The 11,957-nt window shown below is 66.2% G+C and carries 8 protein-coding genes, 1 tRNA gene and 1 riboswitch; of the genes, 6 read left to right on the top strand and 3 right to left on the bottom strand.

What is annotated here, in order from left to right; genetic code table 11:
- Positions 1 to 77: transfer RNA gene (locus U1769_RS18645), tRNA-Pro, on the bottom strand.
- A 268-nt stretch (positions 78 to 345) separates the two neighbouring features.
- Between U1769_RS18645 and rtcR the strand changes: the two genes are divergently transcribed.
- Positions 346 to 1,941, top strand: coding sequence for an RNA repair transcriptional activator RtcR (rtcR, locus tag U1769_RS18640; RefSeq protein ID WP_332719053.1), 1,596 nt, complete (start codon positions 346 to 348; stop codon positions 1,939 to 1,941).
- A gap of 33 nt (positions 1,942 to 1,974) precedes the next feature.
- On the opposite strand, the gene U1769_RS18635 is transcribed toward rtcR, so the two are convergent.
- Entirely contained in the window at positions 1,975 to 2,229 is a 255-nt protein-coding gene (locus U1769_RS18635) for a hypothetical protein (RefSeq protein WP_332719051.1), read from the bottom strand.
- A 56-nt stretch (positions 2,230 to 2,285) separates the two neighbouring features.
- Positions 2,286 to 2,522: riboswitch (cobalamin riboswitch) on the top strand.
- Between the two features lie 265 nt (positions 2,523 to 2,787).
- On the opposite strand from U1769_RS18635, the gene U1769_RS18630 reads away from it, so the two are divergent.
- The 5 genes from U1769_RS18630 to U1769_RS18610 all read left to right on the top strand — a co-directional run bounded on the left by U1769_RS18630 (position 2,788) and on the right by U1769_RS18610 (position 9,402).
- Positions 2,788 to 4,680, top strand: coding sequence for a TonB-dependent receptor plug domain-containing protein (locus U1769_RS18630; protein ID WP_332719049.1), 1,893 nt, complete (start codon positions 2,788 to 2,790; stop codon positions 4,678 to 4,680).
- On the top strand, positions 4,680 to 5,645 hold the full coding sequence (locus U1769_RS18625; protein WP_332719046.1) for an ABC transporter substrate-binding protein: 966 nt from the start codon (positions 4,680 to 4,682) through the stop codon (positions 5,643 to 5,645). The genes U1769_RS18630 and U1769_RS18625 overlap by 1 nt, the downstream gene beginning before the upstream one ends.
- Positions 5,642 to 6,604: a FecCD family ABC transporter permease gene (locus U1769_RS18620; RefSeq protein WP_332719042.1), complete on the top strand. Its 963-nt coding sequence runs from the start codon at positions 5,642 to 5,644 to the stop codon at positions 6,602 to 6,604. Before U1769_RS18625 ends, U1769_RS18620 begins: the two co-directional genes overlap by 4 nt.
- A complete protein-coding gene (locus U1769_RS18615; RefSeq protein WP_332719040.1) occupies positions 6,595 to 7,368 on the top strand; it encodes an ABC transporter ATP-binding protein in 774 nt (257 codons plus the stop codon). The genes U1769_RS18620 and U1769_RS18615 overlap by 10 nt, the downstream gene beginning before the upstream one ends.
- Before the next feature lie 123 nt (positions 7,369 to 7,491).
- A complete protein-coding gene (locus U1769_RS18610) occupies positions 7,492 to 9,402 on the top strand; it encodes a PEP/pyruvate-binding domain-containing protein (RefSeq protein ID WP_332719038.1) in 1,911 nt (636 codons plus the stop codon).
- A gap of 2 nt (positions 9,403 to 9,404) precedes the next feature.
- Here the strand turns inward: U1769_RS18610 and U1769_RS18605 are convergent, their stop codons facing one another.
- Entirely contained in the window at positions 9,405 to 11,792 is a 2,388-nt protein-coding gene (locus U1769_RS18605; protein WP_332719036.1) for a TonB-dependent receptor, read from the bottom strand.
- Positions 11,793 to 11,957: the final 165 nt, after the last annotated feature.

Genomic DNA, 11,957 nt, shown 5'->3' with positions numbered 1-11,957 from the left:
TGGTCAGGGCGGCTGGACTCGAACCAACGACCCCCGGCTTCCAAGGCCGGTACTCTGCGCAACTGAGCTACGCCCTGATGCAATCTCATGTGCGATCCGGGGCGGCCGGCCTATTCCGGCCGCCCCTTGTTCCGCGCTGCCCCGCCGGATGTTCGACGAACCGGCTGGACACGATACCTATTGCATTCGGCGTGCCAGTTTGACCGACGAGTCTGGAATATTTTCATAAGAATCTGATAATGCTATTAAAATATCGAAAGTACGAGATTTCGTGTTGAACAGAGTGTGTGTGGCGCTGGCGCGAATGATATCGACGCGGATAAGAGTTTATCCTACCATATCGTAATGAAGCCACTCACCGTCATCGGATTCCTCGGCTCGACGCTGGACGCGAGCAAGTTCGGCCCGTCGCGCTGGAGCAAATGGCGGCCGTCGGTCGGCCTTACCATGCACGAAGACCTGCGCGTCGATCGCTTCGTGATGCTTCACGCCGATGCCCATACGCGTCTGGCCGACTATATCGCGACGGACATCGCCAGCGTCTCGCCCGAAACCACGGTCGATCGCCACGTCATCAACTTCGCCGATCCGTGGGACTTCGAGGAAGTCTACGGCAAGCTCCTCGATTTCACGCGCAGCTTCGCCTTCGATCCCGAGACGCACGACTATCTCGTGCACATCACCACCGGCACGCATGTCGCGCAAATCTGCCTGTTCCTGCTGACCGAGGCGCATTACCTGCCCGGCCGCCTGCTCCAGACTCAACCGGTTCGCGGCATGCCGACCGGCGCGCCCGGCACCTGGAACATCATCGATCTCGATCTCTCCCGTTATGACAGCATCGCGACGCGCTTTGCCGCAGCCAGTGCCGAGAGCACATCCTTCCTGAAATCGGGCATCGACACGCGCAACGCTGCCTTCAACCGCATGATCGACGAGATCGAGCAGGTCGCGGTCCGCTCCAAGGCCCCGGTGCTGCTGATGGGGCCGACCGGTGCTGGCAAGAGCCAGCTGGCGCGACGGATCTACGAGCTCAAGCGGCTGAAACATCAGGTGCAGGGGCCGTTCGTCGAGGTGAACTGCGCCACGTTGAAGGGCGATGGTGCGATGTCGGCTCTGTTCGGGCACAAGAAAGGCGCCTTCACCGGCGCTACTGCCGATCGCCCGGGGCTGCTCCGCGCCGCCCACACCGGCACCTTGTTCCTTGATGAGATCGGAGAACTCGGACTCGACGAGCAGGCGATGATCCTGCGCGCGATCGAGGACAAGCGCTTCCTGCCAGTCGGCGCCGACCGGGAGACGGGGAGCGACTTCCAGCTGATCGCCGGTACCAATCGCGATCTCGCCCAGTGCGTCCAGCAGGGCAGTTTCCGCGACGATCTCTACGCCCGGCTCAACCTGTGGACGTTCACGCTGCCCGGTCTGCGCGACCGGCGCGAGGATATCGCCCCCAATCTCGATTATGAGCTTGATCGCTTCGCCGAGCGCGAGGGCACGCGCGTCACCTTCAACAAGGAAGCGCGCGATCGCTTCCTGGCCTTTGCGACGAGCGCGGACGCGCAGTGGCAGGGCAATTTCCGCGATCTTGCGTCGAGCGTCACCCGCATGGCGACGTTCAGCCCGAAGGGGCGGATCGATCTCGACGGGGTCGAGGCCGAGATCGCGCGGCTGAAGCGGACCTGGTCGCGGGTGGGCGACACGGCCGACACGCTCGATACGATCCTTTCCGCAGAACAGCTCGGCGCGCTCGATCCGTTCGACCGGGTCCAGCTGGCTCATGTCGTCGAGACCTGCCGGCACAGCCGCTCGCTGTCGGATGCCGGTCGGACTCTGTTCGCAGCATCGCGGTCGCGCCGCGCATCGTCCAACGATGCAGATCGGCTCCGGAAATATCTCGCCCGCTTCGATCTCTCGTGGCAGCAATTGAGCGAAGCCGGCTGATCGCACCGCCGCAGGGGCCGGTCCGCCCTGGCGTCAGGGCTTGCGCCGCGCGCCCAGGGCGATCGCGCGCAACATGCGCGAACGGTATTTGACGCGCTGCCAGAAGGTCGCTTCCTGCAGCCGCAATTGCCTGATCGCGTCGTCGGTCAGCAGGTCGAGCACCGTGTCGCTCACCTCGGCGCTGTCGCGGGCGAACTCGCTCGAAATCTCGTCGAACCGCTTCCGATCCTCCTCGAAGCTCCGCGCGGGGCGCGCAGGGTCGCTGTCCTCGTCCGGTGGACCCGTCATCGCGGGGCTGCCTTCGCCACGCCACCCACCGCTTGCTTCGGCGTCCGCGCGCCGATAGAGCCGATCCCGTGACGGGTTCCCGGCAACGGGAACAATAGGGAAGTCGGTGCGCGGAACCTTCCGCAACTCCGATGCTGCTCCCGCAACTGTGACCGGATAGCCGGCGCTCCACGGTCCCCTCGCAAAGCCTGCTTTGCACGGGAGCCATCATGCCACTGGGTGAAAGCCCGGGAAGGCGGGGCGTCACGCGAAGACCCGGAAGCCAGGAGACCTGCCCGCCACGGTCGATCCATCGCGCGGGCGGGATGCACCGGGCGGACGAGGGCATAGCCTCGAGTGAGCGACATGAACCGGGCCGTCTGGACCGGGCGTCGCTCTGAGCGCGCCCGGAACTGGGGCCCCCATGCAAAGGGGTACATCATGTCCATCAGATCCAAGATTAACGGAAAAGCCATTTCCCTCTCTCTGGAGATTGCGCGGCCCTATCCGGCAGTTTTGCGTAACGGTCAGCCCGTTTTTGAAAACTTTCGAGGTAAATTCCGTATTAACCATCTAAATATGCTTGCCGCAACGGCCGCTCTATTGTCGGCCACGCCTGCGCTGGCGCAGGCCGCCCCTTCGGACGAAATCGATAATTGTGCCCCGGCGCGCAACGATTGCCGCGCTCCCGTCGATACGGGCCGTTCGGACATCGTGGTCACCGCGACCGGCGTCGCGCAGCCGGTCGAGCAGATCGGCCAGGCCGTGACGATCATCGACCGTGCCGAGATCGAGCGCCGCCAGACCATCTCCATCTCCGATCTGCTGAGCACCACGCCCGGGGTCACCGCTACCCGCAATGGCGGCCTCGGCAATTTCACCGGCGTCCGCATCCGCGGTGCGGAGGGCGAACAGACCCTGACCCTGATTGACGGCGTACGCGTCAACGATCCCTCCTCGCCGGGCGGCGGCTTCGATTTCGGCAACCTGCTTGCCGGCTCGGTCGAGCGGATCGAAGTGCTGCGCGGGCCCAATTCGGTGCCCTGGGGCAGCCAGGCGATCGGCGGCGTGGTCAACATCGTCACGACCACCCCAACTGAAGACCTGAAGGGCCGCGGCAGCGTCGAGTACGGCTCGAACGACACCGTCTTTGCCAATGCCGGCATCTCGGGCGGCAAGGGCCCGGTCACCGCGTCGCTGACTGGCGGCTATCTGCGCACTGACGGTATTTCGGCCGCTGCCTCCGGTACTGAGCCCGACGGCTATCGCCAATATGGCGGCACCGGCAGCGTGGGTATTGCCTTCACTGACGAGATTGGCCTCGATCTGCGCGGCTATTATGCGCACAGCCGGCTTTCGCTCGATGGCTATCAATCGGTCTCGCCCTACGGCTTTATCGATACCCCCGAATATTCCACAGCGCAGGAGATCTACGGCTATGCCGGGCTCCATGCGAACCTGCTCGATGGCCGCTTCCGCAACAAGGTCGCCTTCACCATCGCAGACATCAACCGCGACAATTACGATCCGAGATTCGGCTCTGCGGTGAGTTTCTTCGGCCGCGGCCGCAGCGAGCGCTACACCTATCAGGGCGATTTCCAACTGGTCGACCAGGTCCGACTCGTTGCCGGCGCGGAGCATGAGAACAGCCGCTATTTCGACGGCGTGACCGAAAAGACCGGGATCACCAGCTTCTACGGCGAGGCGATCGTGCGGCCGATCGAGCAGCTCACCCTGACAGGCGGCGTTCGCCATGACGATCATCGCAAGTTCGGTGGCCATACCAGCCTTGCCGCCAACGCTGCCCTCGCGCTCGGCTCCGGTACGATCCTGCGTGCCAGCTATGCCGAAGGCTTCAAGGCGCCGACGCTGTATCAGCTGTTCAGTGCTTATGGCGACGAGGATCTGCAGCCGGAAACCGCGCGCAATTATGACGTGGGCATCGAGCAGAGTCTGCTCGAAGGACGCCTCACTGCGCGGGCGACCTATTTCCACCGCGACACGAAGAACCAGATCGATTTCGATCTGACCAGCTTCACTTACAACAATATCGTGCGGACCCGTGCCCAGGGCGTCGAATTCGAGCTGGCCCTGCGCCCGATCGACGATCTCACCCTCACCGGCAACGTCAGCTATATCGACAGCGAGAACCGCTCGCCGGTCAATTTCGGCAATGACCTTGCCCGTCGCCCGAAAGAGACCGCCAGCGTCTCGGTCGATTACCGTCTGCCCCTCGGCCTTTCGGTCGGCGGAACGGTCAGCGTGGTTGGGGACAGCTATGACGACGCCGGCAACTTTACCCGCCTCGATGGCTATACGCTGGCGAGCCTCCGCGCAGAGCTTCCGGTCGGCGACCGGATCGTGGTCTATGGCCGTGTCGAAAACCTCTTCGACGAGAAGTATGAGACCGTCGCGACGTACGGCACCTTTGGCCGCACGGCGTTTGGCGGCATCCGCGTGAAGTTCGACTAATGAAGCTGGCGATCCTGCCGCTCGTCCTGCTCCTCGCCGGGTGCTCGCCCGCGCGGGCGCCGGGCGGCGGCGGGATCGCCTCCCAAAAAATCGTTTCCACCAATCCCTGCGCCGATGCGATCCTGATCGATCTCGTGCCGGCCAACCGCATCGCCGCGATCAGCCATTATTCGCAGGATCCCGGCGCGACCTCGATCCCGCTCGATGTCGCCAAGCGCTTTGCGTCGACCACTGGCACGGCGGAAGAAGTGATCGCGCTCAATCCCGCTCTGGTGCTGACCAGCAGCTTCACCCCCGCCAGCACCCGCACTGCCTATGAACGGGCCGGGCTGAAGACTCTGCTGCTCGATTCCCCCGTCACGATCGCCGCGAGCAAGGCCCAGGTCCTGCAGATCGCCGATGCGGTTGGTGCGACGGAACGGGGCAGGGCGCTCAATGTCCGGATCGATCGCGCCGTGGCATCCGCTCGGCCCGAACCGGGAGCCGACAATCCCTCGGCCCTGCTGTTCATCGCCGGGGACCTGGTCAATGGCTCCGGAACCCTGCTCGACGAGCTCCTCGCCAAGGCCGGCTTTCGCGATGCCGCGATCGATTACGGCCTCGCCTTCACCGGCACGCTCCCGATCGAGACCATCGCAGCGAAACCGCCGCGCGTGATCCTCACTCCCGGCCCGTCGCGCACCGCGACGCTGCGCGCCCGCGTGCTCGCCCGCACCGGCGCGAACACGGTCGAGGCGGCCTTTCCGCGCACCCTCGTCAATTGCGGCGGCCCGACCATCATCCCCGCCATCACCCGCCTCGCGGCGATCCGCCGTTCGCTGGATAGTCGGCCCCCTTCTTCCCCTCTCCCAGCGGGAGAGGGGCGAGCTGCGCAGCAGCGCGGGGTGAGGGTGACGGGCCCCGTCGCCCTCACCCTTCCGCCGCTACGCGGCTCCCTTCCTCTCCCGCTGGGAGAGGGAAAATGAAGCGCAAGCTCGCTTTGCTAGCTGCGTTGGTGGTCCTCGCCTTCGGCCTCTCGCTGATCGCCGGTAAGACCTGGATCCCGCCGCAGATCTGGTTCTCGGGCGATCCCCGCACCGCCATCATCGTCGAGCTGCGCCTGCCGCGCGCCATTCTCGGCCTTGCTTTGGGCGCCGTGCTCGGCCTCTCCGGCGCGGTGCTGCAGGGTTACCTGCGCAATCCGCTTGCCGATCCGGCCGTGGTCGGCGTTTCGTCCAGTGCTGCGCTGGGCGCAGTGGCGGCGATCGTGCTCGGTATCGCCGGCAATCCATTGGTCCTGTTCGCCTGCGCGATGCTCAGCGCGGGCGGATCGATGGCGCTGCTCGCCGCGCTTACCTGGCGCAGCCCGAGCCCGGTCCAGTTCATCCTCGCCGGCACCGTCCTCGCCAGCCTTGCGGGCGCGCTCACGGCCTTTCTCATCTCGATCGCGCCGAACCCCTATGCCGTGGCCGAGGTGATCGACTGGCTGATGGGCGCGCTGACCGATCGCAGCATCGAGGACGTCCGCACCGCGCTCCCTTTCATGGCCGTCGGCGCGGTCCTCCTCTTCCTCACCGCGCCGTCACTCGACGCGCTGACCCTGGGCGAGGCCGCCGCCCGCTCGCTCGGCGTCCGGCTCGGCCGGCTCCAGGTCCTGGTCGTGCTCGGCACTGGCCTCACCATCGGCGCGAGCGTCGCGGTAACCGGCGTGGTGGGCTTTGTGGGGCTCGTCGTGCCGCATCTGCTGCGCCCCATTTTCGGTCATCGCCCCGCCGCGCTGCTGCTGCCCAGCGCGCTCGGCGGCGCAGCGCTCGTGCTGATCGCGGACAGTCTGTGCCGCCTTGCGCCCGGCGCCGGAGAGGTCCGGCTCGGCGTCGCCATGGCGCTGCTCGGCGCACCCTTCTTCCTGATGCTCCTGCTGAAGGGCCGTGCGTCATGGAACTGACGATCGACGATCTCGGCGTCATGCTCTCCGGCCGGACCGTGCTGGAGGGCATCAATGCCGTGCTCCGGCCCGGCCGGGTCACCGCCATCCTCGGCCCGAACGGGGCGGGCAAATCCACCCTGATCAAGTGCGCGGCCGCCTTGATCGCTCCGACCAGCGGCGCGGTCCGCCTCGGCGACCGTGCCGTCGCTGTGCTCGATCCGCGCGAACGGGCCCGCGCGATTGGCTATCTGCCGCAGGATGCCAGCGTCCACTGGAACATCGCGGCGACAGAAGTCGTGGCGCTCGGCCGCGCGCCGCATCGTTCGTCCTTCGCCGCGCCCGGCCCGGAGGATCGCGCGGCCGTCGCGAACGCCATGGCCACCACCGAGACCACCCATCTCGCCGATCGCCCGGTCAATCATCTGTCCGGCGGCGAGCGCGCCCGCGTGTTACTGGCCCGGGTCCTCGCCGGCGAACCCGCTTGGCTGCTTGCCGACGAACCCCTCGCCGGCCTCGATCCCCGCCACCAGCTCGATATCCTCGATCGACTGGCCGAAGTGGCGCGGCAGGGCCGCGGCGTCGCCATCGTCCTCCACGATCTGCTGCACGCCGGCCGTGTGGCGGACGACGTCGTGCTGCTGCACCGCGGCCGTATCCTCGCGCATGGCGACGCAGCGACGGTGCTCACCCCCGACCATCTCCGCACTGCCTTCGAGATCGAGGTCAGCGTGACCCGCGACCACCGCGGCCGGTTGACCTGCCTGCCGCTGGGTCGGGCCTGAAGAGGACTCTGTCCGGCATCGCTCTCCGTTCCTTCGTCGGGGAAGGGATAATATTCCGAGAGTTCAGCTTCCTGCTGGACGACCGCGTAGCTTTCGCGCAGCCTCGCGGCAGGAGGGGTGCCCATGATAAAACGCTTCGCGATCCTGCTCGGCCTCGCCGCCGCGTCTCTCTCGGCCCCAGCCGTCGTCCGGTCGCTACAGCCTGATCCCGCCCCGGCCCCCCAGGCCGGTCTCCGAAACGACGCCGAGTTCGATCGCCTCGCCCGAACCGAAGGCTCTGGCCGCTTCCTCGCCTTGCCCCAACTCATGTTCGCGATCGATCGCGCCGCCGTGCCGCCGCGCGCGCTGTGGATCGATACGAAGCGCTACCGCTATCATCTCGAATATCTCCAGGCGAAATACATGACCCTCGCTGACAGCGAGGCGTTCAACGCCGCCAATTATTCCAACCCGAAGCGGCGCTTCCTGCTCGGCTCGGTCGTCCGCTACCCCCGGCTCAATCGCTACGGCGTCGAACTATGGGAGGGCGATGTGGTCGAACCCGCCCTGCTCGCTGACATGATGCGCCTGCTTCAGGCCGGCTTTCACGCACCGCTCACCTTCAAGCCCAATTCCGATCAGCAGCGCGAGGCCGCCGGCAAGGCGAAGCTGCCCACCATCGGGGTCGATGAAGCCTATGGCAGCCGCGAGGAACTGATCCTCAACCATGGCCGCGCGGTGGGGCGGCTGGTCGTGGTGAAGGAGGGGCAGGAGGACGGGCTGACCCCCGGCGACATCGCGGTGCTGACGACCATGCCGATCCGCATGCCGCCGGTCGCCGGCATCGTCTCCGCCACCTTCACCACGCCGATCAACCATATCAGCCTGCTCGCCAAGACGTGGCGAATCCCCAACGCCTATCGCGCCGACGCCGATCGCCGCTGGGCCTCGCTCGCCGGTCAGATGGTGGTGCTCGATACGCGCGGCGCCATGGTCGTGCTGCGCAAGGCGACCCTGGCTGAGGTCAAGGCAGCTGAGCGCGCCAAAAAGGCGCGCGCGGTCCAGGTGGCGCAAGCAGATGCAGTTTATACGGGCCTGCCCTCGCTGGTGGAGCAGGACGCAGGCTGGGCGCGCCGCACCGGCGCCAAGGCGGCCAATCTCGGCCAGGTGGCGCAACTGGCTAAGCGCGACGGCCGCTTCACCGTGCCGCCCGGCTTCGGCATTCCCTTCTCCTTCTACGACCGATTTGTCGCCGCCAACCAGCTCGGCCCGCGCATCGCGGCGCTGCTCGCCGATCCGCGTCGCACCGATCCCGCCTGGCGTCAGGCGCAACTGGCGAAGCTTCGCGCCGCCTTCCTCGCCGGGGCGATCCCGGACGTCGATTTCGCCGGAATTACGAGTCGTCGCGCTGCGCTGCTCGGCCCCAAGGGCGTGTTCGTCCGCTCCTCCACCAATGCCGAGGATCTACGCGGCTTCAACGGCGCCGGTCTCTACGATACCGTCCCCAATGTCGTCAGCGCGGCTGATCTCGCGCGGGCCGTGAAGACCGTATGGGGCTCGATCTGGAACGATCGCGCCTTCGCCGCGCGTGAGGCGGCGGGCATCGATCATCGCTCGGTCCGCGCTGCCGTGTTGATCCAGATCGGCGTCGATGCCGATGCGGCGGGCGTGATGACCACGATCGATCCGTTCGACGAGCGCCAGGCCGACGAGATCCGCATCTTCATCGCCGCCAAGCGCGGCCTCGGCATCCGCGTGGTCGAGGGCCGGAAGATCGCCGAGCAGCTGATCTACCGCCCGCAGCTCGATTCGGTTCAGGTCCTCACCCGCTCGAAGGACGATGTCGTCCTGCATTTCTCGCCCGGCGGCGGCGTCGAGGAAATGAAGACCGATCCCGATCGTGCCGTGCTCTCCGACGATCTCGTCCGCCGCCTCGGCATGATCGGCAGCGCGATCGAGGGCGCCTTCAACCGCCGCCCGCAGGACATCGAGTGGCTGGTCGTCGGCGACCGGATCATGATCGTCCAGTCGCGCGATTATGTGCGCGGGCAGTAAGCTTATTGCCGCGCGCGCAGCGTGAAGCCGATCACCCGCGGGTCGCTCGGGGTGCCCAGGATCAGGCCCGAATTGCCCGCCTGGATCGTCATGTTCTGCATGTAATCCTTGTCGAACAGGTTCCGCGCGAACACCGCGATCTCAAGCCCGGATCTGGTGCGGAATCCCACGCTGCCGTTCACCACGGTATAGCCCTTGATCACGGTATAGGCCGATCCGGTGGGATCGCCGAGCTGGCGGCTGCGCGAGCTTGAATCGGCATGCAGCACGAAGCTCCCGCCGAGCCGTTCCACCGGCAGCGTATAATCGCCGCCGAGCGAGACCGACCATTTCGGCAGGCTCGACAGCGCGGTACCGCTCAGGTCGCACACTGTCGTGCTGTTGCCGATCCGCTCGATCGGGCAAGGCCCATTCGGGTCGGACGCATATTCGCCGTCGGCATAGGCGACGGACGCGCGCAACGAGAAATCGGGCGTGATCGCCGCGATGGCATCGGCCTCGAACCCCTTGACCGTCACCTTCGGAATATTGGCGAGATAGGTGCGCAGCGCGGCCGCCGCGCCGGTATCGGTCACGTTCGCCTGGAAATCGGTGACGCGCGTATAATAGCCGGCGATGTTGAAGATCAGCCGCCGGCCGAACAGCCGCGTCTTCAGGCCGATCTCATAAGCGGTGTTCTGCTCCGGCCGCACCACCGCCGTGCCGAGCGCCGGGTTGTTGCTGTTGTCGAGCGGCAGGCCGGACATGTTGATCCCGCCCGATTTGGCGCCCCGCGCGAAGCTCGCATAGCCAAGCACGTCGTCGCTCGCCTGCCAGGCGATGTTCGCCCGCCCGGTCAGCGCGCCGCCCTTGACCGTCGCTTCATAGGATTGCGGGCGCAGGATCGAGAGCTTGGCATTGGCCAGCGCGCTATTGCTGGTCGCCAGGCCCCCGAACACGAAGGTCGCATAGCTGCCGCTCTTGTCCTCATAGGTATAGCGCAGGCCACCGGTCAGGGTGAGGCGTTCGACCGGCCGCCAGTTGACCTCGCCGAACGCGGCATAGCTGTTCGACTGGAAATCGGTCCGTCCGTCCGTGCCATAGCCGTCGAGCAGATTGCCCGGCACCGGTGTGGCGTTGGCGCCGGTTGTCGGACCGATCAGCCAATAGGCGGCAAGCGGCCCATAGATCGAGATCGGCCGTCCGATCACGCGCTGCCGGAAGAAATAGAGCCCGCCGACATAGCTGATCGGCCGGTCGCCATTCGAGGCGATGCGGAGTTCCTGGCTATACTGGTCCTGCCGCGACGGGATGTGCTGAGTCAGCTGGATCGGCAGGCCGGTATAGTCGCGGTCATTGGCCGCATCCCAGTTCCAGAACCGCCACGCGCTCACTGAGGTGAGCGTGGCAAAGCCCAGATTCCAGTCGGCGATGCCGGAGACCCCGCCCTCATTGGTGTCGACGCCGAGCGCCGCATCGATATCGGTCAGCCGGTCATAGGGGTTCAGACTGGGCGGCGCATAACCGACCCCGGCGGCGAGCCCGGGATATTGCTTGGTGCCGGCCGGCGTCTTCAGCGTCGGCGCGACACGGACATACACCTGGGTGCAGCAATCGCTCTCGAAATTGGTCCAGTCGGCGATCAGGCGCAGCTGGAAATCGTCGGACGGCCTGATCAGCAGCTGCCCGCGCACCGCCTGGCTGCCGATGCCGTTATGGTCCTGGCCCGTCGTCACGTTGCGGATCACACCGTCGCGCCGGGTCATCACCGCGGAAATCCGCCCCGCGACCGTATCGCCGATCAGCGGGCCCGATGCCGCCACCCTGGCCTGGACGAAATTGAAGCTGCCGATCGATACTTCTTCCTGCGCCTCGGGCGTGAAGGTCGGCGCGCGCGAGCTGATGCTGATCGCGCCGGCGGTGCTGTTCTTGCCGAACAAGGTGCCCTGCGGCCCGCGCAGCACTTCGATCCGCTCGATATCGCTGAAATCGAACGCCGCCGTCGCCGGGCGGGCATGATAGACCTGGTCGACATAATAGCCGACGCCCGGCTCGAGCCCGTCATTGGCCTGGCTCACCGCGACGACGCTGCTGCCCAGCCCGCGGATCGTGAAGGCAGTGTTGCGCGGATTGGCAGAACTGTAGTTGAGCGACGGAACCAGCAGCGAAAGCTGTGCCGTGTTGACGGTATAGGACCGGTCGAGCAGGTCCCCGCCGATCACGGACAGCGATCCCGGAATCTTCTGCGCATCCTCCACGCGGCGGCGCGCGGTGACGGTGATGTCGGGCAGGCCCTCGGCATCGCCGGCAGGCGCCGCCGCTTCGTCCGCCGGTGCCGCGCTCGCGGTACCCGGCCCGCACAGGCCGCAACTCAGCGCCAACGATGTCGTGACAGCCAGCACCACCCGCATATGGCTTCCCCTTTTCCCGCCGAATCTCTATATCTCGCCGTATATAGAGGTGTCGGTGCGGGGAAAGTGCCGTAAGCAGATTTTTACGGTGGTGAAGGTGCCGCGAGCTGGCGCACATTCAAGCCAGGTTATCACCCACTCCGTTCGGGCTGAGCTTGTCGAAGC

Origin of the sequence: Parasphingomonas zepuensis, from assembly GCF_036663735.1 — a bacterium.
Taxonomy (GTDB): domain Bacteria; phylum Pseudomonadota; class Alphaproteobacteria; order Sphingomonadales; family Sphingomonadaceae; genus Sphingomonas.
Note: the sequence above shows the minus strand (reverse complement) of the source record. Positions and strands in the feature narration are given on the sequence as shown.